The 24,146-nt window shown below is 72.1% G+C and carries 23 protein-coding genes; 17 read left to right on the forward strand and 6 right to left on the reverse strand.

What is annotated here, in order from left to right:
• Positions 1-60: 60 nt before the first annotated feature.
• From BIU89_RS17210 to BIU89_RS17265, 12 genes are all read left to right on the forward strand, one after another.
• Positions 61-2,625, forward strand: a complete 2,565-nt coding sequence (locus tag BIU89_RS17210; protein ID WP_071248729.1) for a carboxylate--amine ligase/circularly permuted type 2 ATP-grasp protein — start codon at positions 61-63, stop codon at positions 2,623-2,625.
• Entirely contained in the window at positions 2,625-4,436 is a 1,812-nt protein-coding gene (locus BIU89_RS17215) for an N-acetylglutaminylglutamine amidotransferase (RefSeq protein WP_071248732.1), read from the forward strand. The genes BIU89_RS17210 and BIU89_RS17215 overlap by 1 nt, the downstream gene beginning before the upstream one ends.
• Positions 4,433-6,379 (forward strand): S9 family peptidase, encoded by a 1,947-nt coding sequence (locus tag BIU89_RS17220; protein ID WP_071248735.1) that lies wholly within the window; start codon positions 4,433-4,435, stop codon positions 6,377-6,379. The genes BIU89_RS17215 and BIU89_RS17220 overlap by 4 nt, the downstream gene beginning before the upstream one ends.
• 197 nt (positions 6,380-6,576) lie before the next feature.
• A complete protein-coding gene (locus tag BIU89_RS17225) occupies positions 6,577-7,617 on the forward strand; it encodes a GNAT family N-acetyltransferase (RefSeq protein WP_254791697.1) in 1,041 nt (346 codons plus the stop codon).
• A complete protein-coding gene (locus BIU89_RS17915) occupies positions 7,614-8,606 on the forward strand; it encodes a matrixin family metalloprotease (RefSeq protein ID WP_083404461.1) in 993 nt (330 codons plus the stop codon). Before BIU89_RS17225 ends, BIU89_RS17915 begins: the two co-directional genes overlap by 4 nt.
• 35 nt (positions 8,607-8,641) lie before the next feature.
• Positions 8,642-9,358, forward strand: coding sequence for a GntR family transcriptional regulator (locus tag BIU89_RS17235; protein WP_017887786.1), 717 nt, complete (start codon positions 8,642-8,644; stop codon positions 9,356-9,358).
• Between the two features lie 93 nt (positions 9,359-9,451).
• Complete coding sequence (locus BIU89_RS17240; RefSeq protein ID WP_071248737.1) at positions 9,452-10,474, forward strand: sugar phosphate isomerase/epimerase family protein; 1,023 nt, start codon at positions 9,452-9,454, stop codon at positions 10,472-10,474.
• Positions 10,471-11,424 (forward strand): 3-hydroxyacyl-CoA dehydrogenase family protein, encoded by a 954-nt coding sequence (locus tag BIU89_RS17245; RefSeq protein WP_071248740.1) that lies wholly within the window; start codon positions 10,471-10,473, stop codon positions 11,422-11,424. The genes BIU89_RS17240 and BIU89_RS17245 overlap by 4 nt, the downstream gene beginning before the upstream one ends.
• Before the next feature lie 15 nt (positions 11,425-11,439).
• Complete coding sequence (locus BIU89_RS17250; RefSeq protein ID WP_071248743.1) at positions 11,440-12,225, forward strand: SDR family NAD(P)-dependent oxidoreductase; 786 nt, start codon at positions 11,440-11,442, stop codon at positions 12,223-12,225.
• Positions 12,226-12,345: 120 nt separating this feature from the next.
• A complete protein-coding gene (locus BIU89_RS17255; RefSeq protein WP_071248746.1) occupies positions 12,346-13,737 on the forward strand; it encodes an MFS transporter in 1,392 nt (463 codons plus the stop codon).
• The gene (locus BIU89_RS17260; protein ID WP_071248749.1) at positions 13,734-15,440 is read left to right on the forward strand and encodes a dihydroxyacetone kinase family protein; all 1,707 of its coding nucleotides are present in this window, start codon (positions 13,734-13,736) and stop codon (positions 15,438-15,440) included. The genes BIU89_RS17255 and BIU89_RS17260 overlap by 4 nt, the downstream gene beginning before the upstream one ends.
• Positions 15,437-16,198 (forward strand): triose-phosphate isomerase family protein, encoded by a 762-nt coding sequence (locus tag BIU89_RS17265; protein WP_071248752.1) that lies wholly within the window; start codon positions 15,437-15,439, stop codon positions 16,196-16,198. Before BIU89_RS17260 ends, BIU89_RS17265 begins: the two co-directional genes overlap by 4 nt.
• Here BIU89_RS17265 and BIU89_RS17270 read toward each other — a convergent pair.
• Complete coding sequence (locus BIU89_RS17270) at positions 16,191-17,033, reverse strand: NmrA family NAD(P)-binding protein (protein ID WP_071248755.1); 843 nt, start codon at positions 17,031-17,033, stop codon at positions 16,191-16,193. The two genes, BIU89_RS17265 and BIU89_RS17270, sit on opposite strands and share 8 nt — an antisense overlap.
• 79 nt (positions 17,034-17,112) lie before the next feature.
• Here BIU89_RS17270 and BIU89_RS17275 point away from each other — a divergent pair, with 79 nt between their 5' ends.
• Positions 17,113-17,865 carry a TetR/AcrR family transcriptional regulator gene (locus BIU89_RS17275; protein WP_071248758.1) on the forward strand — a complete coding sequence of 251 codons (753 nt, stop codon included), beginning with the start codon at positions 17,113-17,115 and terminating at the stop codon, positions 17,863-17,865.
• Here BIU89_RS17275 and BIU89_RS17280 read toward each other — a convergent pair.
• Together BIU89_RS17280 and BIU89_RS17285 are read right to left on the reverse strand one after the other, a co-directional pair.
• Complete coding sequence (locus BIU89_RS17280) at positions 17,862-18,533, reverse strand: response regulator (protein ID WP_071248761.1); 672 nt, start codon at positions 18,531-18,533, stop codon at positions 17,862-17,864. The genes BIU89_RS17275 and BIU89_RS17280 overlap by 4 nt on opposite strands.
• Positions 18,530-19,741 carry a sensor histidine kinase gene (locus BIU89_RS17285; RefSeq protein WP_232536553.1) on the reverse strand — a complete coding sequence of 404 codons (1,212 nt, stop codon included), beginning with the start codon at positions 19,739-19,741 and terminating at the stop codon, positions 18,530-18,532. Before BIU89_RS17285 ends, BIU89_RS17280 begins: the two co-directional genes overlap by 4 nt.
• Positions 19,742-20,082: 341 nt before the next feature.
• Here BIU89_RS17285 and BIU89_RS17290 point away from each other — a divergent pair, with 341 nt between their 5' ends.
• Positions 20,083-20,964, forward strand: coding sequence for a manganese catalase family protein (locus BIU89_RS17290; protein WP_027466970.1), 882 nt, complete (start codon positions 20,083-20,085; stop codon positions 20,962-20,964).
• Positions 20,965-21,045: 81 nt separating this feature from the next.
• On the opposite strand, the gene BIU89_RS17295 is transcribed toward BIU89_RS17290, so the two are convergent.
• The 3 genes from BIU89_RS17295 to BIU89_RS17305 all read right to left on the reverse strand — a co-directional run bounded on the left by BIU89_RS17295 (position 21,046) and on the right by BIU89_RS17305 (position 22,692).
• On the reverse strand, positions 21,046-21,372 hold the full coding sequence (locus BIU89_RS17295) for a hypothetical protein (RefSeq protein ID WP_071248763.1): 327 nt from the start codon (positions 21,370-21,372) through the stop codon (positions 21,046-21,048).
• A gap of 11 nt (positions 21,373-21,383) precedes the next feature.
• The gene (locus tag BIU89_RS17300) at positions 21,384-21,839 is read right to left on the reverse strand and encodes an Hsp20/alpha crystallin family protein (protein WP_071248766.1); all 456 of its coding nucleotides are present in this window, start codon (positions 21,837-21,839) and stop codon (positions 21,384-21,386) included.
• A 109-nt stretch (positions 21,840-21,948) separates the two neighbouring features.
• The gene (locus BIU89_RS17305; protein ID WP_071248769.1) at positions 21,949-22,692 is read right to left on the reverse strand and encodes an alpha/beta fold hydrolase; all 744 of its coding nucleotides are present in this window, start codon (positions 22,690-22,692) and stop codon (positions 21,949-21,951) included.
• Between the two features lie 50 nt (positions 22,693-22,742).
• Here BIU89_RS17305 and BIU89_RS17310 point away from each other — a divergent pair, with 50 nt between their 5' ends.
• The 3 genes from BIU89_RS17310 (at position 22,743) to BIU89_RS17320 (ending at position 24,012) form a co-directional block, all read left to right on the forward strand.
• The gene (locus tag BIU89_RS17310; RefSeq protein WP_071248773.1) at positions 22,743-23,204 is read left to right on the forward strand and encodes a MarR family winged helix-turn-helix transcriptional regulator; all 462 of its coding nucleotides are present in this window, start codon (positions 22,743-22,745) and stop codon (positions 23,202-23,204) included.
• Positions 23,205-23,274: 70 nt separating this feature from the next.
• Positions 23,275-23,457: a hypothetical protein gene (locus tag BIU89_RS17315; RefSeq protein ID WP_071248776.1), complete on the forward strand. Its 183-nt coding sequence runs from the start codon at positions 23,275-23,277 to the stop codon at positions 23,455-23,457.
• Between the two features lie 18 nt (positions 23,458-23,475).
• Positions 23,476-24,012, forward strand: coding sequence for a MarR family winged helix-turn-helix transcriptional regulator (locus BIU89_RS17320; protein ID WP_071248777.1), 537 nt, complete (start codon positions 23,476-23,478; stop codon positions 24,010-24,012).
• Positions 24,013-24,146: the final 134 nt, after the last annotated feature.

A 24,146-nucleotide genomic window follows, 5' to 3' on the forward strand; every position in this document is an offset into this window, starting at 1 on the left:
AGCGTGAGTCGGGCGGAGCGGCGGCGGACACGCCACAGGGCACACGCGTAGGTTCCAGCCATGAGTGCAGAGCTGACGCTCGGCGCCGAGGAAGAGCTGCACCTCATCGACCTCGAGTCCGGCCGACTTTCCGCGAAGGCCCCGCGCCTTCTGCCCAAACTGCCCACCGACCGCTTCGGCGCCGAGCTGCAGCGCACGACGATCGAGACGAACACCCCGGTGGTGCGGACCCTCGACGACCTGCGGCGGGTGATCGTCGACCTGCGCAGTGAGCTCAGCGCCGCGATCGCCCCGGCCGGCGTCACCATCGCGGCCGTCGGCACCGCGCCGAGGTCGGAGTACGCCGACTTCGAGCTGAGCTCCGGCGGTCGGTACGGCCGGATGCAGGAGCAGTACCGGATGCTCGTCGACGAACAGCTCATCTGCGGCCTGCAGGTGCACGTCGGGGTGAGCGACCGCGACCTGGCGGTGCTGATCGCCCAGCGGGTGGCGCCGGTGCTCCCGGTGCTGCTCGCCCTGAGCGCGTCGAGTCCGTTCTGGAACGGGCAGGACACCGGGTACGCCTCGTTCCGGAGCATCATCTGGCAGCGGTGGCCGTCGGCCGGCAGCTTCGGTCCGGTGGAGGACGCCGCCGAGTACGACCGGGTGCTCGACGACCTGATCGCCTCGGGCGTGATCGCCGACAAGAAGATGGCCTACTTCGACGTGCGGCCGTCGTCGCACGCACCGACGCTCGAACTCCGGGTTTGCGACGCGACCCCGGTGGTGGACGACGCCGTGCTCATCGCCGGACTCTTCCGCGCCGCCGTGCGCAAGGCCGAGAAGTCGGTCGTGTCGGGCGCCGAGTGGCACCCGCGCAGCGAACCCCTGCACCGTGCGGCGATGTGGCAGGCTGCCCGCTCCGGGTTGAGCGGGGAACTCGTCGGCCTCGGACAGCACCCCGAACGCCTGCCCGCCGAGGTCGCGGTGCGCCAGCTCGTGTCCCGCCTGCGCCCGGAGCTCGAGGAGCTCGGCGACTGGGGAACGGTGACGGAGCTGCTCGACGCGACCCTGGCCCGCGGCAACTCCACCGACCGGCAGCGCACCGCGTACGCCGAGCGCGGGGAGATGGACGACGTCGTCGCCCTGGTGGTGGAGGACACCGCGGGGCTCCCGTCCGGACGCGATGAGGACCCCGTGGTCCCGATCCACGGGTACCGTGTCCGCGCCGGCGACGAGGCGGTCGGCCCCGGGGCACGCCCTCGTCCGGCGTTCCGTGACCTGGCGGCGTTCTTCGACGGCTGGGACGCCGAGACCGCGATCGAGCGCTGCACCGCCCGCGACGTCTGGACCCGCGAGCACCACGTCGGCTTCGTGGTGGACGGCGGGGCGCAGGCGTTCGGCTGCGACCTGGTGCCCCGGACGATCAGCGCGTACGAGTGGTCGCAGCTCGAGCGTGGCCTGGGGCAGCGTGCCCGCGCGATCGAGCTGTTCCTGCGTGACGCGTACGGCGACCGGCGGATCGTGGCCGACGGCGTGCTGGACGCGGACCACTTCGTCGGCGCGAACGGCTGGGACCCGGACGCCACCCGGCTGCCGGCGACCGCCGTCCGTGCGCCGGTGCTCGGGTTCGACCTGGTGCGCAACGAGTTCGGCGGCTGGCGGGTGCTCGAGGACAACGTCCGCTCGCCCTCGGGCGTCGCGTACGGCATCGCCCTGCGCGAGCTGATGGACGACGTCGTGCCGGACGCCCCGCGGCCGGCGCACCTGCGCGACCCGCACGGCGTGACCGACCGGCTCCGCCGGACCCTCTGCGCGAACACCACCGCGGTGACGGGCGCGACCGACCCCGTGATCGCGCTGGTCAGCGACGGCCCCGCCGCCGGCGCGTGGTTCGAGCACCGCAGGCTTGCCGACGGGGCCGGGTTGCGCCTCCTGTCCGGGTCGGACCTGGACGTCCGTGACGGACGCGTGGTCGACGCGACGACGGGCGACGTGCTCGACGGGCTGTACCTGCGGATCGACCGCGACGTCAGTGCGCTGACCGCGGAGCACGCTCCCGACCTGGGTGCGCGGATCCTCGACGCGGCGGAGGCAGGACGCGTCTACCTGGCGAACGCGCCGGGCAACGCGCTGGTCGACGACAAGGCGATGTACGTCACCGTGCCGGACCTGATCTGGTACTACCTGGACGAGAAACCCCTGCTGGCATCGGTGCCGACGTACCGCACGAGCATCGAGGTCGAACGGCTGTCGGTCCTGGACCGCGTCGGGGAACTCGTGACGAAGCCGGTCGACGGCGAGGGCGGCCGCGGGGTCCTGATCGGACCGAGCGCGAGCGCCCCCGAGGTGGCCGAGCGACGGCGCGAGATCGCCGCGGACCCCGCCGGGTGGGTGGGGCAGGAGGTGGTGCAGCTGTCCTCGCACCCGACGATCGGACCCGCCGGTCTCGACCCGCGGCACGTGGACCTGCGGGCCTTCGTCTACGCGACGGGCACCGGACCGGACGACGTGCACCTGGCCGACGTCGCCCTGACGCGCGTCGCGCCCGAGGGCAGCATGGTCGTCAACTCGTCGCAGGGCGGCGGCGCGAAGGACACGTGGATCGTGGGGAACGCCCCGGCGGACACCGAGGGAGAGCGCTGATGTGTGGACTCGCGGGCGAGATCCGGTTCGACGGCCGAGCGCCGGACGTCGGGGCGGTCGCCCGGATGACCGGCTGCATGACGCACCGCGGCCCGGACGGCGACGGTCTGTGGGCTCGCGGCCCGGTCGCGCTCGGGCACCGACGGCTGTCCATCGTCGACCTGTCCACCGCGGGCGCGCAGCCGATGGTGCTGGCCGAGGCCGGGCTGACGATCGCCTACAACGGGATGGTCTACAACTACCGGCAGCTCCGCGACGAGCTGCACGGCAAGGGGCACCGGTTCGCGTCGACGTCGGACACCGAGGTCATCGCCCTGGCGTACGCCGAGTGGGGCACCGCGTTCGTCGACCACCTGATCGGGATGTTCGCCATCGCCATCTGGGAGCACGGCAGCGGCCGACTCGTGCTCGCGCGGGACCGGCTCGGCATCAAGCCGCTCTACGTCGCGCCCGTACCCGGCGGGCTCCGGTTCGCGAGCTCCCTGCCCGCGATCCTGGCGGGGGACGGCGGCGCGAGCGGCACCGGCACCAAGGAAGTCGACACGTCCATCGACCCCGTCGCCTTCGCCTCGTACATGAGCTTCCACTCGATCGTCCCCGCGCCCCGCACGATCCTGGCCGGCGTCGGCAAGCTCCCGCCGGCGACCGTCCGGGTGATCGAGCCCGACGGCACCGCGCACGACACCGTCTCCTGGGAGCCCCGCTTCGAGCGCGACCCAGCCCGGGCCGACTGGTCCGAGCGGGACTGGGAGCAGGCGTTCATCGGCTCGCTCCGCACCGCCGTCGAGCGCCGGATGGTGGCCGACGTCCCCGTCGGGGTGCTGCTCTCCGGCGGGATCGACTCCTCGCTCGTGGTCGGGCTGCTCGCCGAGGCCGGGCAGCAGGACCTCGCCACGTTCAGCATCGGGTTCGAGGCGGCGGGCGGTGAGTCCGGCGACGAGTTCGAGTACTCCGACCAGGTCGCTGCGCACTTCGGCACCGACCACCACCGCATCCACATCCCCTCGTCGCGCCTGCTCGACGGCATCGACGGTGCGGTCGCCGCCATGAGCGAGCCGATGGTCAGCCACGACTGCGTCGCCTTCTACCTGCTGTCGCAGGAGGTCTCGCAGCACGTCAAGGTGGTGCAGTCCGGCCAGGGCGCCGACGAGGTGCTCGCCGGGTACGACTGGTACCCGCCGCTCGCCGACGTCCCGCGCGACCAGGCCGCCGAGGCGTACCGCTCCGTCTTCATGGACCGCCGGTGGCCCGCGCTGCAGGGCCTGCTCGGGGAGCGTTGGAAGAGCGACGACGACACCCCGTCGGCCTTCGTGGACCGCCAGTTCGCACGGCCGGGCGCGGAGACGAGCGTGGATGCCGCGCTCCGCAGCGACACCACGATCATGCTCGTCGACGACCCGGTGAAGCGCGTCGACAACATGACGATGGCGTGGGGGCTCGAGGCCCGCGTGCCGTTCCTGGACCACGAGTTCGTCGAGCTCGCCGCCGCGATCCCGCCGTCGATGAAGCTCACCGACGGCGGCAAGGGCGTGATGAAGCGCGCCTCGCGCGGGATCGTGCCCGACGCCGTGATCGACCGCAGCAAGGGCTCGTTCCCGGTCCCCGCCATCCGGCAGCTCGAGGGCCCGTACCTGGAGCGCGTCCGCGACGCGCTGCACGCACCCGAGGCGCGGGAGCGCGGGCTCTTCGACCCCGCCACCGTCGAGCGGATGCTGCAGGACCCGAACAGCACCAGGACCGCGATCGGCGCGAACGCGCTCTGGCAGCTCGGCCTGATCGAGATGTGGCTGCAGCAGCAGGGGGTGCGGTGACCGTGGGTTCCGTCCGGACTGGAGGCGCGCAGGGCGTCGCGTCGTCGGCCACCGTCGAGCCGTCGGTCACCACCAGGGCCGCGGCCGACCTGGGTGCGCGCCTCACCGCCGCCTGGGGGTCGTGGGGACCGACCATGACCCGGAACGCCCGGCGGGTGGCGTTCGTGAGCGACCGGCACGGCACCCCCGAGGTCTTCGTGCAGGACGTCGTCGTCGACGGCGAGTTGCCGGAACCGGTGCGGATCGCGCTGTCCGACGACCCGGTGATCCGGGTGTCGTGGTCCTCCGACGGGGAGTGGCTCGCCGTCGCCATCGCAACCGACGGCGGCGTGAAGCAACAGGTCTGGGTGGTGCGGCCGGACGGCTCCGGCGCCGCGCAGATCGCCGGCTCGCGGTACCAGCACGCCGAACTCGGACCGTGGAGCCGCAGCGGGCACCGGGTCGTCATCACGCTGCCCTCGACCGAGCCCGAGCAGCCGGCCCGTGCGTACCTGGTCGACCCGGTCACCGGTGATCGCGACGACCTGGCCGTGGGGGAACTCATCCACATCCTCGACCTGTCGGTGGAGGAACGGCTCGTCGTGCTGAGCGACGGCCAGCGCGGCCAGGAGTTCGTGGTCGTCGTCGACCGGCTGACCGACGAGAGCCACGCCCTGTTCGCCGACGACCCCGACGGGTCCGCCGAGATCGCGTTCCTGCGGCCCTCGCCCGCGAGCGAGACCAGCCCGCTCGTCGCCTACGTCGCCACCGAGGCCGGACTGCCCCGCCGCGGACTCGTCGCGCAGCCGGTCGGGCCGCACGGCTGGCGCGGCACACCGCGGCGGATCGTCGAGCGCGACGACGCCGAGCTCGAGTACCTGGACGCCGACGACGCCGGCCGCACGCTGCTGCTCGTCTGGAACGTCGACGGCCGCAGTGAGCTCGACCTCATCAACACCCACGACGCCTCGCGCACCCCCGTGCCGGACCTGCCCGGGTACGTCGTCACCGACCCCGTGCTCAGCCGTGACGGCCGGAGCGTGCTGCTCGCCGTCGAGGGACCGACCCGGCCGCGCGAACTGTGGCGACTCGACACGAACGCGCTGACCTGGAGCCGGGTCACCGACGTACCGGTGCTGCCGGACGTGCAGCTGGTCGAGCCGACGCTCGAGCGGTTCGCCGCCCGCGACGGACTGGAGCTGACCGGGTGGCTGTACCGGGCCGTGGAGCCGACCGCGTCGGGGGCGGAGGCCGACCCTGGTGCTGGTGCCGTGCCTCCCGGCCGCGCAGCGCTCGTCCACCTGCACGGCGGACCGGAGTCGCAGGAACGACCCACGTTCTCGCCGCAGCACCAGGCGCTCGCCGCCGCCGGGGTGACCGTGTTCGCACCGAACATCCGCGGGTCCTCCGGGTACGGCCACGAGTTCGTGCACGCCGACGACCTGGCGCTGCGGTGGAACGCGCTCGCCGACGTCGTCGACTGCGCTCGGTTCCTGGTGACCAACGGGTACGCCGAGCGTTCCCGGGTCGCCGTCGAGGGACGCTCGTACGGCGGGTACGCGACGCTCGCGTCGTTGGCCTTCACGCCCGACGTGTTCGCGGCCGGGGTCGCGGTGTGCGGGATGAGCGACTTCGCGACCTTCTACCGGGACACCGAACCGTGGATCGCGGCCGCTGCCGCCACGAAGTACGGCCACCCCGTCGAGGACGAGGCCCTGCTCGCGGCACTGTCGCCGATGCGTGCGATCGACGACGTCACGGCGCCGCTGCTCGTCGTGCACGGTGAGCTCGACACGAACGTGCCGATCGGTGAGGCGCACCAGGTGGCCGCGGCGCTGCGGGAGCGGGCGCACGACGTGGAGTACCTGGAGCTCGAGGGCGAGGGGCACGAGTACCGGCGGGCGTCGTCGCAGGCGCTGCTCGTGCGGCGGATGGTGGAGTTCGTGGCGGCCCGGCTGGGGTGAGGCCTGGCGGGGCGGGGCGCTCGGTCTGGTGCTCGGTCTGGTGCGAGGTTCCGTACTCCGTGCGGCGCACGTGCCCTCGCACCGAGTACGGAACCTCGCACGGGGCGTGGGCCCCCTCGCACCGTGCGAGCCGCGGCACGGCGTCACCGGGTGCAACGATGCGTCGGCGGCGCTCGCCGCGGGCGGAGAATGGAGGGATGACGACGACTGCGCCGACCTCGACCGCGCTGCCCCGACCCGGAGAGGTCCTCGTGGCCTCGGCAGCGGAGGTCGAGCAGGTCGTCCACCGTGCCACGAACCAGTACGCCTCCGGCGTCGTCGCGGACACCGCCGGGTGGGCGGACGGCGATCGTCGGCGGATCGAGGACCTCGGGTTCCGTGGTGGTGATGCCCGCGGCGAGGCGCTCCGGACCCTCGACCTGACGATCGCCGACGACGGAACCCCGACGCGCATGCTCGACGCACCCGCGATGGCCGCACTGAACAGCCACCACGCGCGGTTCGCCGAGCGGCGCGGCGACGTGGTCCGCTACCAGACCGACGTGTCGGTGTGGACGGGGATCCCCGAGCAACCCACCGCGCAGGACTGGGAGGACGTCCGGGCGCTGCTCGGGTCGGGCGGGATGCTCGGCGTCGGTGCGGCTGCCGTCCTGCCCGAGGGGTGGGAGCTCGTCGAGGGCGCGGGCGGCGTGCAGTTGATCGGTGAGGCGATCGAGGGTGCGCCGGACGACGAAGCCGTCGTGCTGACGCCCGACGACGTGCCGGAGATGACCGCCCTGGTGGAGCGGACGAAGCCGGGGCCGTTCCTCCCGCGCACGATCGAGCTCGGCACGTACCTGGGCATCCGGCGGGACGGGCGGCTCGTCGCCATGGCGGGGGAGCGGTTGCACCCGCCGGGGTGGACCGAGATCAGCGCGGTGTGCACGGACGAGGCGTACCGGGGGCAGGGGTTCGGGCGTCGGTTGGTGCTCGCCGTCGCGCACGGGATCCGGGAGCGAGGCGAGACCCCGCTCATGCACGCGGCCGCCGGGAACACCGGGGCGATCGGGCTGTACCAGCACCTCGGCTTCCGACTGCGGGACCGCGGGGCGCCGCGGTTCGTGCGGGTGCCGGACGGGAGCGATCGGCCGACCGGGAGCGGCAGTTCGGGGGGGTTGACTGCCCCGAGTGGCGCTCCGCACACTGTCTTGGTCGCCGGGGGACCTCGGCGCGTCATGACAGGAGAACCATCATCGTGAGGACGTCGTCGTGGACCGCAGGTGCGGTCACCCTCGGTATCGCGCTGGCCGCGGTCGTCGTCTCGACCGGCCCGGGTTCGCCGGCGGTCGCAGCGCCGGCGTGCAACGGGGACCGTGTCACCCTCGAGCAGCTCGCGAGCGGGTGCGCCGTGGCCACGCCGACGATCGTGCTGCCCGACGGCCGGCAGTTCGTCGTGCCGGAACCGGGCACCACGGTCTCCGCGCTGCCGGTGGCCGCGTCGGGCGTCGACGACGGCGGGGACGTGTCGATCACGAACACCGGCCGCGCGGGTGTCGCGGTGCGCGTCGACGACGCGTGGTCCGGGTCGGCGGCCGCCGTCCGGCAGGAACGCCAGGCGCTGCGCGACCGGGTGGCCGCCGCCGTCGTGACGCGCGGAGCGGCCACCACGTCGGCCACGAAGGCGGCCACGAGCTGCACCAACACCTCGTACACCCGGCTCGGGTTCCGCTGGGCGGGCCCGGTGAACTGGAGCTACAACCCGAACAACCAGAAGGTCACCGGTCCGTCGGCGATCGGGGCCGGAGCCGACGCCTGGACCGGGCCGGTCTCGTCGTGCGGCCGGACGATCACCTCGACCGCCGACCAGAAGCACCTCGGGGTGCTCAAGCAGGCGATGGGCGTCACCGCGACCGGAGGCTGCGGAGCCGCGAACGCGTCGAGCGTGGTCGGGTGGGGGTCGCTGCCGAAGGACACCCTCGGCGTGACCTGCGTGTGGTCGCGCTCCGGCACGGCCGTCGAGACGGACCAGCGGTACTCGACGTCGGTCAACTGGTCCGCCGCCGCGACCTGCTCCGGGGCACGGTTCGACCTGCGTGGCGTCGCCACGCACGAGTGGGGTCACGCCTACGGGCTCGGGCACACGGCCGCGAACAGCGGCCTGGTGATGAAGCCGTCGGTGTCGACGTGCGAGACGAGTCAGCGCGGCCTCGGCCTCGGCGACCTGCTGGGGATCGACGCGATCTACTGATCGGGACGCCTTCGTGGATTCTCTAGGATCGACTCATGTCCACGACCATGCCCGGCTTCGGGACGGAGCGCATCACGCAGCTCGGTCTGCGTGACCGCGTCTACGACCGGGTGCTCGAGGTCCTGATGGGCCACGACGTCGAACCGGGCATGCGGCTGTCGATCGACGGCCTCGCTCGCTCGCTCGGGGTCTCGCCGACCCCGGTGCGCGAGGCGCTGGTGCAACTCGAACGCACCGGCCTCGTCACCCGTGAAGCGAACAAGGGGTACCGAGTCTCCCCGCCCCTGGCCGGCGACCAGCTCGAGGCCCTGTTCGACGCCCGGCTCATCGTGGAGAGCGGCGCCGTCGAGCTCGCGGCCCGCGGTGACGTCGACGGCCTGCGCGAGCGACTGGCGGCAGCGCTCGACGAGCAGGCTGCGGTGGCCGCCGAGGTCGCGTCGGTCGGGGCTGCGCACGCCCCGGAGGAGCTGATGGCCCGCTTCTTCCGCAGTGACTGGCAGTTCCACCAGCTGATCTTCGATGCGACACGGAACCCGTTCCTCGAGGAGATGTCCGAGATCATCACGACGCGCGTGCACCGCATGCGGCAGATCGTCGAGGGTGGCGGGGACGACACGGATCGTGCGGTCCAGGAACACCGGGCCATTCTGGAGGCGCTGGCTGCGGACCCGACGTCGGCCGTCGCCGCGATGCGGCTCCACATCGACGCCGTCCGGTTGCGTTCGCGCGCGGACGCGTCCCACACCAGCTGAGGCAGCGGGGTTGCGTTCCGGCGGCGTGCGAGTATCTTTCCTATAGGAAAGAGGTTCACCGCCGAACCACCACGACATGCAAGGGAGCATTCCGTGACCACTCCACAGGACTGGGTCGACCAGGATTGGGACCCCACCACCTGGACATCGAAGACCTGGCCGATCGCCGCCTGCCTGCACGGGTTCGCGCAGGTCACCCGTGACGGGACGGCCTTCCACGACGCCCCCGCCGAGGTGTGGGACGAGGTGTTCGGGCAGATCGAGGCCGTCGGCTTCTCGCTCGCCGAACTCGCTGACAGCCACATCCGCCCCGCTGACCTCGAAGCCTCGCGCCGCGACGAGCTGTTCGCCGTCGCGAAGTCGCACGGCATCGGGATCCCGTCCGTGCACCTGCAGCGCAAGAGCGTCATCCAGCCCGGGCACGAGGACGAGAACCTCGCCTACGCCCACCGCACCATCGACGCGGCGGCCGAGTGGGGCATGCAGGTCTTCTCGACCGGGCTGCACCAGCCGTTCACCGACGCCCAGAAGCGCGCGCTGTGGTTCTGGACGGCAGCGGGCCCGAAGGACCCCGACGACCCCGAGGTCTGGAACGCCGCGGTCAAGCGACTGCGGGAGCTCGGCGAGCACGCTGCGAGCGTCGGGCTGCCGATGGCGCTCGAGCTGTACGAGGACACCTACCTCGGCACCGCCGACAGCGCGGTCCGCCTGGTCGAGGAGATCGGTCTCGACAACGTCGGGTTGAACGCGGACGTCGCGAACCTCATCCGTCTGCACCGTCCGGTCGAGGACTGGCGGGAGCTCTTCGCGAAGACCATGCCCTACACGAACTACCTGCACGTGAAGAACTACACGCGTGACGAGGCCGGCGACGGCAGCTGGGCGACGAGTGCGCCGAGCACCATGGAGACGGGCCTCATCAACTACCGCCAGGTCCTGCGCGACGCCGTCGCCGACGGGTTCCGCGGGATCGTCATGACCGAGCAGTACGGCGGGGACAGCCTCGGCGTCTGCGCGACCAACCAGCAGTACATCCGATCCGTCCTCGCGACGACGAAGCTCGACGCGACGGCGACCCCGACCGCAGCAACCAGCACCGAAGGAGCAATCCGATGAGCACCCTCGACATCGCCGTCGTCGGGTCCGGCTACATGGGCGGTGGGATCGCCCAGGTCCTCGCCCTCGCCGGCCACACCGTCCGGATCGCCGACGTCTCGGCCGAGATCGCCGCGTCCAACCGAGCCCGGCTCATCGCAGAGACCGAGCAGTTCGTCGCGGACGGCCTGTTCCCCACGGACGCCGTGGCACGCGTCGAGGCCCACCTCAGCGCAGCCGCCTCCATCGAGGAAGCGGTCGCCACGGCGGACTTCATCGAGGAGGCCGTGCCCGAGAAGCTCGAGATCAAGCACGCCACGCTCCGCCGGATCAGCGAGGCCGCCCGCCCCGACGCCGTGATCGGCTCGAACACCTCGACGATCCTGATCGAGTCGCTGGCCGAGGCTGTCGTGGGTCCGGAGCGGTTCCTCGGCGTGCACTTCTCGAACCCGGCACCGTTCATCCCCGGCGTCGAGCTCATCCCGCACCCGACCACCAACGAGCACGCGATCGAGGTCGGCGAGACCGTCGTCGCCGCGACCGGCAAGCAGTCGGCGCGGGTGAAGGACTCGACGGGGTTCGTCCTGAACCGCCTACAGTACGCGCTGTTCGAGGAGGCCGCGAAGATCGCCGACGAGGGCATCGCGAGCCCCGACGACATCGACACCATCGTGCGGACCACGTTCGGGTTCCGCCTGCCGTTCTTCGGCCCGTTCGCGATCGCCGACATGGCCGGTCTCGACGTCTACGCGTTCTGCTTCGAGTCGCTGCAGACCCGCTGGCCCGAGCGCTTCGCCACCCCGCCGTCGCTGCAGCAGCACGTCGACGCCGGTGAGCTCGGCACGAAGTCCGGCGCCGGGTACCTCGAGGTCCCCGCCGACCGCACGCCCGAACTCGTCGCCTACCGGAACAAGGCGTACGTCGCGATGCAGAAGCTCCTCGACGAGCTCGGCCCGGCACCGATCCACTGAGGCGGGAGGGACACCATGAGCGACCAGAACCAGTCAGCCGGTCAGCACCGGGACCGCACCGTCGTCCTCACCGGGGCCGCCTCACCACGGGGCATCGGCCGCGCCACGGCCCACCACCTGGCCGAGGCCGGGTGGGACGTCGGGATCATCGACCTCGACCAGACGGCGAGTGAGCAGGTCGCCGCCGAGATCCGCGAACAGCACGGCGTGCGGGCCGTCGGTGTCGGTGCGAACGTCGCCGACGAGTCCGCCGTCCGTGCGGCCTTCGACTCGATCGAGGCCGAACTCCGGCCGATCACCGCACTGGTGAACCTGGCCGGGGTCTCGTCCGCGCACGCCTACCTCGACCTGCCCGAGGGGGAGTGGCACCGGGTGCTGTCGATCAACCTCGACGGTGTGCACTTCGCCAGCCTGCGGGCGGCGGAGTCGATGGTGCGCTCCGGCTACGGGCGCATCGTGAACCTGTCGTCGGTCTCCGCCCAGCGCGGCGGCGGCACCTTCAGCAAGACCCCGTACACGGTGGCGAAGGCCGGCGTGATCGGCCTGACCCGCGGCCTGGCGCGCGAGCTCGGCCCGCGCGGCGTCACGGTCAACGCGATCGCCCCCGGTCCGATCGACACCGACATCATGGGCGGCACCCTGTCCGAGGAGCGGAAGGCCGAGATGGCCGACGACGGCGTGCTGCCGCGCATCGGTACCCCGCGGGACATCGCCGCGGCCGTCGCGTACCTGATCAGCGAGGACGCCGGGTTCGTCACGGGCCAGACGCTCAACGTCGACGGCGGCCTGTACATGCACTAGGGCCAGCCGCCCACGGAACGCGCGCCGACCGGGCGACGCGATCCGTGCCTCCCGTCCGGACGACCGAAACGACCGCCGGACGCCAGAACGACCGCACCGTGCTCGCAAAGGAGCGAACCCGTGTCACTACCCCCTGCCCCCGCGCTCGGGTCGACGAACGACCCCGGCCTGAAGTTAGCCATCGGCAAGGCGACGAAGCACCTCATGCCGATGCTCGTCATCCTGTACTTCGTCGCGTTCCTCGACCGCACGAACGTCGGCTTCGCCGAAGAGGCCCTGCGCGTCGACCGTGGCATCTCCGACGCCGCCTTCGCCCTGGGCGCCGGCATCTTCTTCATCGGCTACGCGATCTTCGAGATCCCGTCGAACCTGCTGCTCAAGCGGTTCGGTGCGCGCTTCTGGCTCGCCCGCATCGCCGTCACGTGGGGCATCGTCGCCGCACTGTTCGCCTTCACGACGAACGACACGATGTTCATCATCCTGCGGTTCATCCTGGGTGTGACCGAGGCCGGGTTGTTCCCGGGCGTGATCATGTACCTGTCCGAGTGGTTCCCGAACAAGGTGCGCGTGCGCATGTTCGCGATCTTCTACCTGGCGCAGCCGTTCTCGCAGATGATCGGCGCCCCGCTGTCCGGCGGCCTCATCAGCGTCGGTGACCAGGTCACGCCGTTCCACGGCTGGCAGGTCATGTTCGCCGGCGAGGGGATCCTCGCGGTGCTGGCGGGCATCGCGGCCCTGGTGTTCCTGACGAACAGTCCGCAGCAGGCGAAGTGGCTCGAACCGGGTGAGAAGGCGTCGCTCACCGCGGCCATGGAGCGCGAGGACACCGCCCGCAGCGAGGACGGCCCGAAGGGCATCTGGCGCGCGATGGCGAGCGGGCGCGTCTGGTACTTCACGATCATCTACTTCTGCCTGCAGGTCGCCGTGTACGGCACGACGTTCTACCTGCCGCAGCAGGTGTCCTCGCTGCTCGGGCAGGACGTCGGCTGGCAGGTCGGTCTGGTGTCCGCGATCCCGTGGCTCGTCGGACTCGTCGCCTGCTACCTGATCGGGTCGCGTGCGGACTCCGTCGGACGCCGTCGTCGCTGGGGCACCCTGTTCTACGTCACGACCGGTCTGTCGATCCTCGGCTCGGCGTGGGCGGGTGCGAACGGGCAGCCCGTGCTCGGCATCCTGTTCATCACCCTGGCCGTCGCGAGCTTCCTGGCCGTCGGCCCGATCACCTGGGCGTACCCGACGGCCTTCCTGACCGGTGCCGCAGCCGCCGCGGGTATCGGCCTGATCAACTCGCTCGGCAACCTCGGCGGGTTCGTCGCCCCGATCATGCGCACCGCGATCAACGAGGTGGTACCCACCGACAGCGGTGCGTTCGGCATCGTCTCGCTCGGCGTCCTGGCGTTCGTCGCCGCGGTGATGATCTTCTGCACCAAGTTCTTCCGCGGGGCCAAGGCCGACGAACTGCTCGACACCTCGCACGTCCGCACCACCGACCCGAAGGGCAGCAAGCGATGACCAGACTGTTCAACGACCCGGCGGACTTCGCCGACGAGGCGACCGACGGCTTCGTCGCCGCGAACGAGCGGTGGGTGCGCGGGGTGCACGGCGGGGTCGCCCGCTCCACCACGAGTGCCGACGGCACGGTCGCGGTCGTGATCGGCGGGGGCTCGGGCCACTACCCCGCGTTCGGCGGGCTGGTCGGACACGGACTGGCCGCCGGTGCCGCGATGGGCAACCTGTTCGCCAGCCCCAGCGCCCAGCAGGTCACCGGGGTCGCGAAGGCCGCGGAGCACGGTGGCGGTGTGCTGCTCAGCTACGGCAACTACGCCGGTGACGTCCTGAACTTCGACGCCGCGGCGCGCACGCTCGAGGCCGACGGCATCCCGGTCCGGACGGTCCGCGTCACCGACGACGTGACGAGCGCCCCGGCCGACGACCGCGCGAAGCGCCGCGGCATCGCGGGTGACCTCTGCGTCTTCAAGGTGGCCGGCGCCGCCGCCGAGCGCGGGGACGACCTCGACACGGTCACCGCCGTCGCCGAACGGGCGAACGACCGGACGCGCAGCTTCGGCGTCGCGTTCTCCGGGTGCTCCCTGCCCGGCGCCGAGGAACCCCTGTTCACGGTGCCCGAGGGCCGGATGGCGGTCGGCATGGGCATCCACGGCGAGCGTGGCATCGACGAGACGGACGTGCCCACCGCCGACGGGCTGGCCGAGCTGCTGGTGTCCCGTCTGCTCGACGAACTGCCCGACGGCGTGGCACTCGAGGGCCAGCGTGTGGTCCCGATCCTGAACGGCCTGGGCTCGGTCAAGTACGAGGAGCTCTTCGTCGTCTACCGCTCGGTGCAGCGGCGCCTGACGGACGCCGGGGTCGTCATCGTGGAGCCCGAGGTCGGCGAACTCGTCACGAGCTTCGACATGGCCGGGGTCTCCCTGACGCTGTTCTGGCTCGACGACGAGCTCGAGGAACTCTGGGCAGCACCCGCGGACACGCCCGCCTACCGCAAGGGCGGTGCGGTCGCCGAACAGCGGGTCGACCCGTCCACCGTGGCGGCGGACGCCGAGGGCGTCGGCATCGGCCCGGCGACCGACGAGTCCCGCGCGGTCGCCGAGCAGGTCGCCGCCGGGTTCGCCGCGGTCCGCGCCGTCCTCGACGAGCACGCCGACGAACTCGGGCGCATCGACGCCGTGGCCGGTGACGGCGACCACGGCATCGGGATGCAGCGCGGATCGCACGCCGCCGACGTCGCAGCCGCCGACGCGGTCAGCCGCGGTGCCGGTGCCGGCACCGTCCTGCTGGTCGCCGCGGACGCCTGGTCCGACAAGGCCGGCGGCACGTCCGGTGCGATCTGGGGTGCCGCCCTGGAGGCACTGGGTCGCGTGGTCGGGGACGACTCGCGTCCGTCGGGTGCCACCGTCGCGCAGGGGGTCCGCGCGGCCACCGAGGCCGTGCTCGCGTTCGGCGCCACCGTCGGTGACAAGACGATGGTGGACGCCCTGGTGCCGTTCGACGAGGTGCTCCGCACCCGGCTCGACGCCGGGGCGGCGCTCGCCGAGGCCTGGGGCGACGCCGTCCGCGCCGCCCGACAGGCAGCGGACGCCACGGAGTCCCTGGTGCCGAAGATGGGCCGGGCACGGACCCACGCCGACCAGGCCGTCGGCACCGCGGACCCCGGTGCGCTGTCCTTCGCCCTCGTCGTGGAGACGGTCGCCCCGTGATCACCGTCGGGGTGTCGCTGAAGACGTACTTCTCGCACGCCCGGACGCTGTCGTGGGCGGCCGAGGTCGCCGACATCGCCCGGCGACACCCCGCGGTGCGCTCGGGTGCAGCGTCGCTCTTCGTGGCGCCGACGTTCCCGGCCCTCGTCCCGGTGCGTGACCTGCTCGAAGGCACCGGTGTGCAGCTCGCCGCGCAGGACCTGTCGTGGGCCGACGCGGGCGCGTTCACCGGCGAGGTCTCCGGCGCCGAACTGCGGGAGATCGGTGTCGACCTGGTCGAGATCGGGCACGCCGAACGGCGCTCCCTGTTCCACGAGGACGACGCGACGATCGCGGGGAAGGTGCACGCGGCCTTCCGGAACCACCTGCGTCCGCTGGTCTGCGTCGGGGAGCCGGACCGGGCCTCCGATCCGACGGAAGCGGTGGCGGCGGTGACCGCGCAGCTCGACCGGGCCGTCTCGACCGCCGTCGCGGACGGTCTCGCCGGACCCCTGACCGTCGCCTACGAACCGGTGTGGGCGATCGGCGCACCGGCACCCGCACCGGACGACCACATCGTGGCGGTGCTCGCCGGGGTCGAGCAGCACCTCGGCACCCGGCCTGAGCTGCACGGCAGCACCGTCCTCTACGGCGGCAGTGCCGGACCAGGCCTGCTGACCCGGGGGCAGGGCCGGATCGGCGGGCTGTTCCTCGGACGGTTCGCCCACGACCCCGCAGCGGTCGACGCGATCCTCGACGAGGTCGCGGCGCTCAGCTGAGCTGGTCGCGGACCGGCCGTGGGGCGCGACCGAGCAGTTCGCCGAGCAGCGGATCGGTGCCGGCGAACAGGCCCCGCTCGGCGGCCTGGTACATGCCGAGTAGGAACGCGACCATGTGCGGGTCCTGCCCCGCTGCCAGCGCACGGGCACGCCACTCGTCCTCGCCCAGGGCCTCGAACCCGATCGTCCGACCGGACACCGCGGACGCCTGCCGAGCCAGGTCGGCGAAGGTCGGCGCTTCCGGAGCGGTGAGCGTCACCGGCCCGTCGAACGGCTGGTCGGCGAGCAGGATCGCGGCGGCTGCCTCGGCGGCGTCCTCGCGGGCGGTCCACGACACCGGGCCGTCGACGGGGACGGACACCGTGCCGGTCTCCTGCCACGGGCCCGTCATCCAGGCGGCGCTGTGCGCGTAGAAGCCGTTCCGCAGGCTCGTCCACGGCAGCCCGGAGTTGCGGAGCAGGTCCTCGGTGGCGGCGTGGTGCGCTGCGGGCACGAAGGGTGAACCGTGCGCGGCGCCCTGGTGGCTCGTGTACAGGACCCGGCCGACGCCGGCGTCCACGGCTGCGTCGACCGCGGCACGGTGCAGCGCGACGGCGTCGGCGGCCGGGTCGCTCGACGAGACGAGCAGGAGCTGATCGGCGCCCGCGAAGGCTGCCGGCAGGGTCTCCGGTTCGGCGTAGTCGCCGCGGCGGACCTCGACGCCGCGGTCGGCGAACCGCTGTGCTCGGGCCGGATCACGGGCCACCACCGCCAGGTCGGACGGCGCGAGGTGCTCGAGCAGGTGGTCGGCGGTCGCGCCGTTGAGGGCTCCGGTGGCCCCGGTGATGACGATCATGACTTCTCCGTATCGGTGGAAACAGCGAATGAATATCGCTGGTAACACAGTGATAGCACAGATCCGTTATCGTTGTTCCGTGAGCGAGCAGGGAAGCCAGCGCGACGAGACGCGTTCGCGCATCGTCGAGGTCGCCGGCACCATGTTGCGCGAACGCGGTGCTGCGGCGGTGACCACGCGGGCGGTCGCGGACGGCGCAGGCGTCCAGGCCCCGACCATCTACCGGCTGTTCGGCGACAAGGACGGTCTGCTGGAAGCGGTCGCCGAGCACGCGATGGCGACGTTCTCGGCGATGAAGGCCGACGCCGTCCGGGCTGCTCGTGACGAGGCGACCGACCCCGTCGAGGACCTGCGCACCGGGTGGTCGATGACGATCGGCTTCGGGCTGGCGAACCCCGACCTGTTCGTGCTGTTGAGCGACCCGGAGCGCGGCCGTCGGTCGGCAGCCGCCCGCGCCGGTACCGCGCTGCTCGCCGAACGCATCCGGCGGGTGGCCGAGGCCGGACGACTGGCCGTGCCGGAACACCGCGCGGTCGAGCTCGTGCACGCGGCCGGCACCGGTGCGGTGCTCGCGATCCTGGCCGCTCCGGCGGACGAGCGGGACCCGTCACTCGCCGATGACGTCCTCGACGCGGTGCTCGGGCGGATCCTCGTGCCGAGCGGGCCGACCAGGGACGACGGCGGCGCGGCCCCGGGTGGTCGCGGTCGGGAGACTGACGCCGTGACGAGCGCCGCGATCACGCTCCGTGCCGCAGCGCCCCGGCTCGATCGACTGTCGGCAGCCGAGCGGACGATGCTCACGGAGTGGCTCGACCGGATCGCCGCGGACTAGTCCTCGCGGGCGCCCGCCAGCCCGTGGTCGTGTGCGTAGACGACGAGCTGCACCCGGTCGCGCAGCGACAACTTGCCCAGGATGCTCGAGATCTGGGTCTTCACCGTCGACTCGGTCACGTACTCCCTGGTGGCGATCTCGGCGTTCGACAGGCCGCGGGACGCCCACCCGAACACGACGCGCTCCCGCTCGGTCAGGGTCGCGAACTCCGGCGGCTGCGGTGCGGGGGCCCGCGCCACGTCGGTGCCGAACAGCTGCGCGAGGTCGTTCGGTGCGATGACCGAGCTGCCCTCGTGCACGGCCCGCACCGCGGCGAACAGGAACGGCGGCGTGGTGTCCTTGAGCAGGAACCCGCTGGCGCCGAGCCGGATCGCCGTCGCCGCCGCCGGGTCGAGCCCGAAGGTGGTGAGCACGACGACGCGGGGCAGTGGGCCCGGGACGGCGCCGGAGTAGAGCTGCCGGACGGTCTCGACGCCGTCCATTCCGGCCATCCGCATGTCGAGCAGCACCACGTCGGGGCGCACCTCGGGGATGAGCGCGAGCGCTTCGGCGCCGTCGGAGGCCTCACCGACCACGCGCATGTCGTCCTGGGCGTCGAGCACCACCCGGAGCCCGGCGCGGAACAGCGCCTGGTCGTCGGTGAGCAGGATCCTGATCGGTTCGGTCATCGGACGGGTCCCCCTTGGACGTCGAACGGGATGCGGGCGCGTGCCGTGAACACGTCGTCCAGCACGGCGGCGTCGAACGACCCACCGAGGGCGCCGAGGCGCGAGTCCATGCCGTCGATCCCGCGGCCCGAGCCGGCGGTGGTGCCGTCGCCGGCGACGTTCTCGACCTCGAGCACCAGGTCGGCGTTCCGCCAGGTCTCCCGCACGACGACCGGGTTGCCGGGGGCGCCGTGGCGCAGGGCGTTCGTGAGCATCTCCTGCAGCACGCGGCGGGCGGCCGTCCCGGTGTCCGGGCGCAGGGCCAGCGGGACCCCGCGCACCGTGCGGTCGACGTCGACCCCGGCGTCGCGGATGCCCTGCACGATCTCCTCGAGCGAGCCCGGGCCGGTCGCCTCGGCGGAGCCGTCGATGTGCCCGAGGACCTGTCGGACCTCGACCAGGGAGCTCCGGGCGGTGCTCGCGATGGTGGCGCTGACCGCGCGGATGCGCGCCTCGTCGTCGAGGAACGGCACCGAGTCGGCCTGCGCGATGATGACCGCGAGCGAGTGGCCGACGACGTCGTGCACGTCGCGGGCGATGTCCGCGCGGATGCGTTCGGACTCGGCGACGTCGATCGCGCGGGTGGCGGTGGCCTCGGCCTCGGTGGCGACGGCTTCGGCACGCGATGCTGCGGCCTCGGCGTCGGCACGGCGCTCCGACTCGCGGTCGCGGGAGCGGAAGGCCCGGACGGCGACCCCGCCCGCCCAGACCCCGAGCAGCGCGGTCACCGGGGCGGCCATCGCCAGGAAGGCCTGGTCGCGCGGGCCGTTGATGAGCACGAGGAACCGGAAGCCGGTCGACGCCAGGTAGACCGTGGCACCCGCCCCGGCGACGACCGCGAGTACGCCCGAGACGACGACCTCGGTGCGGGTGCCCACGACGGCGGCCGTGCCGATCACGACGAAGAGCGCGAGGTCCACCAGCGACGGGCGCTCGCCGCCGCCGACCTGGATCACCCCGAGGACGACGACCATCGCCATCGCGGCGGACGGGGAGATGCGGCGCAGGGCGATCGCCACCGAGGCCGACAGCACCGCGGCGAGGCTCGCGTGCTCGAGCTCGAGGTCGATGGGCAGCAGGAAGACGAACGCCGCCAGGGCCGCCCAGGCCACGTCGACGGCGATCGACCGGGTGGCGAGCGGCCGGAGGAACCTGCCCCGTTCGGTCACGAGAGCGATCCTCCCATGCCGTACCGGCGTCACGCGGGCGGGGTCATGGCCATGAGTGCGATGACGGTGGCGACCACGATCGCCGCGCAGAGCAGCAGGGTGGCGATCGTGTGCTTGGTCGAGGTCTGCATGCTCCCAGCCTGCGCAACCGGACGGCCGAGGGCATCGGGCGGTCGACCGAAGGGACTCGTCCTGCCGGGTGAAGCCGACGGTGGACCCCGATCCGTCGAACGGCGCATCCGGGACACCCTCTGCGTGATCCGGCCACCTTGGACGGCTGCTCAGTGCCCCCGGCGAACCATCGGCCGTGCAATCGCTCGATCGACACGAAGGAGCACGATTTGTACTTCCACAAGCAGGAACTCCAGTTCACGGCAACGCCCGACAAGCCCGACGCGATCTACGCCCGCAAGCTGCAGGAGGTGCTCGGCGGCCAGTACGGAGAGATCTCCGTCGCGCTGCAGTACCAGTTCCAGGCGTGGAACATGCACATCCCCGGCAAGTACCGCGACATGGTGTTCGGCATCGGCGCCGAGGAGATGGGCCACGTCGAGATGCTCGCGACGATGATCGCGCAGCTGCTCGAGAAGTCCCCGCTCGGCATCACCGAGGACGCGCTGCAGGACGACCCCACGGTCGCCGCGATCGTCGGCGGCACCGACGTCCAGCACGCGATCGTCGCCGGTGCGGGTGCCCGTCCGGTGGACAGCAACGGCAACCCCTGGCAGGGCTCGTACATCACCGCCAGCGGCAACCTGCTCGCCGACTTCACGGCGAACGAGAACGCCGAGATGCAGGGTCGTGTGCAGGCCGCCCGGCTCTACCACATGACCGACGACCACGGCGTGCGGGACCTGCTGTCCTTCCTCATCGCCCGCGACACCATGCACCAGAACATGTGGGCGACCGCTGCCGCCGAGCTGCGCGAGAAGGGCGTCGAGGGCTTCCCCGTCCCGAGCAACTTCCCGCAGTCGAAGGAGAACCAGGAGGTCAACTACCAGTACCTCAACTTCTCCGACGGTGCCGAGGCGAAGAACGGTCCCTGGGCGAGCGGCCCCTCGTTCGACGGCAAGGGCGAGTACTCGTACCACGACGGCCCGACCACCTCGGTCCCGATGCCCCCGCCCACGCACCCCGACGTCCGGCTCTACGGCACCACCGAGCTGCCGAACGTCGTCGAGAAGACGGCCGGCCTGGTGCAGGACAAGCTGAACAAGGAGTAGTCCCGACGGTCGCCCACGCGACCCACGGACGACAGGAGGCCCGGCGCACGACGTGCACCGGGCCTCCTGTCCGTCAGGTGGTCACCGCACCGACGGGGCGGACCCGCCCACGGTCATCAGCGCCCCCGTCTCGGGTTCTTCGTCGCGTGGTGCCTCGAAGATGCCCGAGTAGGCGCGCACCGCGCTCCACCCCGCGATCAGCAGGGCCGTGCCGAGGACCGCCGCGACCCAAGGGGCCAGGAGCGACTGCTCGAACAGCCGGGGCGCGGCGACCCAGGTCAGGAACGTGCCGGTCAGGCTGCCGGTGGCCCCGAGGAGCACGGCGGTGCGCCGGTCCAGGCTCGTCAGCGCGAGCGCCGCGGTGACGACGAGGACCGCGACCACCGCGTTCAGCAGGACGGACGTCATCGCTCAGCTCCTCACTCGGCGGCGCCGGAACCGGCGGCGCCGGAACCGACCGCGAGCTGCTCGGACGCGCCACCGACGGTGACGGCGATCTTGCGCGGCTTCGCGGACTCCTTGACGGGGATCGTGACGCTCAGCACGCCGTTGTCGTACCCGGCGGTGATGCGCTCGGCGTCCAGGCCGTCGCCGAGCGTCAGCTGCCGGACGAACGTGCCGGGCTGGCGCTCACGCGTGAGCCACTGCGAGCCCTCGGGGGCGCCCAGGGTGCGCTCGGCGCGGATGGTCAGGACGGAGCCGTCCACGTCGATGTCGACGGAGCCCGGGTCGATGCCGGGCAGGTCGACGTCGAGGACGTAGTGGTCCCCGGTGCGGTACAGGTCCATCGGCATCGAGCGCGGACCGGCTGCGGTGCCGAGGAGCGAACCCGCGAGTCGGTCGAGCTCGCGGAACGGATCGAAGTTCATCGTCATCGAAATCAACTCCTTCGTGGTTCTCGTTGAGTCCCCTCGACTCAACTGCCACCGTTTTAGCACTCGACCCTGGCGAGTGCCAAGAGATCGCTCAGAGGACGCCGAGAACTCATCCGAGCAGGGGCGCCAGGAACGGGTCGATGACCGCCCACGTCGCGTCGGGGGCCTCGAGGTGGGGCAGGTGCCCGGCCGCGGGGACCTCGGCGAACACCGCCCCCGGCACGGCCGCCGCCACCGCGCGACCGTACGCCGGGGTCACGACCCGGTCGCTCGCGCCGAACACGACGAGCGTCGGCACCCGCACGGCACCGAGCCGACCGACCAGCGTCGGGTCGCTCATCGAGCGGCCGGCGACGACCGCCATGGTCTGCCCGTTCGACCGCTGCACCGCGCGCTGTTCCTCGGTGACGGACGCCGGGTCCTGGTACCCCCGCTCGGGATCGTGCCAGGCGACCTCGGCCAGCCCGCGGGCATCGAGGGCGAAGAAGTCGGCGATCGGTTCGCCCTCGACCACCGCACCCACGCCGTCGATGTCGACGACGGTGCCGACGACCCCGGCGAACCGGTCGTCGGCAGCTGCCTGCACGGCCATCTCGAGGGCGATCCAGCCGCCGATGGAGGACCCGACCACCACGACGTCCTGCTCCCCGGCGGCGAGGAGCTGCTCGAGGTACGCGGTCGCCAGGGCCGGGACGGAGTCGATCCCGTCCGGGCGCGGGGTGCCGTCCCAGCCCGGGTGCGTGGGGGCGACGACGTGGAAGGCGGGTGCGAGGTGCGCGACGATCGGTGCGACGGTCCGGGGGCCACCGCCGCCGTGCAGGACGAGCGCGGTGCGGGTGCGGGTGTGGGTCATGGGTTCTCCGTATCAACATGTTTATGTACGAGTGTTGATACCGTAGCACCATGCCGACCGACCTCGAAGCCCTGGGCCACGCCGTCAAGCGGGCGCAGTACCGCAACCACCGCACGATGGACGCCGCCCTGCGCGACCTCGGCGTGACGCTCGTGCAGTGGGACGCCCTGCGCGCGATCGACCGGATGCCCCGCGCCTCCGGGCACGACCTCGCGGTCGCGACGTTCCAGAGCGACCAGGCCTTCGGCACGCTCGCGAACCGGATGCTCGACCGTGGTCTCATCACCCGGACCGCCGGGCGCGGGCGCCGGATCGAGCACACCGTCACCGAGGACGGACGGCGGGTGCTCGACGAGGGGCACCGCATCGCCGAGGGGGTGCTCGACTCCCTGTTCGCGCCGCTCGACGAGCCGCGACGGGCGGCGCTCCTGCAGCTCCTGACGACCCTGATGGATGCCGCCGAACCGTTCGGCGCGCAAAACGTACACACTGCGAATGGTTCGTTGAACTGATCGTTCACTTTGTGAAAGAGTTCAGGCGTCCGCAGGGGACACACGGCAAGCGAGAAGGGCGGGACACGACATGCACAGCACGTACTCCGGGATGCCTCGGACGGCACGGATCGGTGGCAGCCACACGCGCGTCGGTCTCACCGACCCGGCGATCATCGACGCGTACGTCGAGCGTCGCATCCAGGACCCCTCGCTGCTCGCCGGTCGTTCCGAACCGTCCTACGCGGACTTCTTCAGCACGCCTGCCGTTTAGCAAGGAGCGCATGACCCCATGCCGTTGACCGTCGTCCGTCGAGAGCACGTCCACCTCTACGCCCGCGAACCCGAGTCCGGGGTCGCGAAGACCGCCGTCGACGCGCTGCTGCGCCTGCAGCACGCCGAGGACCAGCAGATCGAGTCCGCCCGCATCGAGAGCGGCCTGTCGAAGAACGAGTTCCTCGCCGTCCGGTACATGCTCCAGGCGCACCGGGACGGCCGGACGATGGGCCCGAAGGACCTCGCCGTGATGCTCGCCGTCTCGAACGCCTCGGTCACCAAGATCGTCGACGGGCTCGTGCAGAAGGGCCTGCTGTCGCGCACGGCGCACCCCACCGACCGTCGTGCGCAGGTACTCGCCCCGACCGACCAGGCCGCCGAGAAGATCGACGCCTCGTACGCGCGCTTCCATGCTGCCGTCGTCGAGGTGCTCGAGCAACTCCCCGACGCGGACAACGCCGTCCTCGCCGACTCGCTCACGAAGATCGTCGACGCGCTCGCTGCGGGCACGCCCGCGCCGGTCGACGAGTACACGGTCGACGACCAGGACTGACGCGAGCGCACCCGGCTGACGCGACCCGGCGGGTGCGACGCGATCCCGATACGGACTGGAGGCCCGTGGTGCGCCCGCCACGGGCCTCCAGGCCGGACGGTGGCGAGAAAACCTTCCAGCGGTAAGTTGGGTGC

The organism is Curtobacterium sp. MCBA15_005 (genome assembly GCF_001864855.1).
Lineage (GTDB): Bacteria > Actinomycetota > Actinomycetes > Actinomycetales > Microbacteriaceae > Curtobacterium > Curtobacterium flaccumfaciens.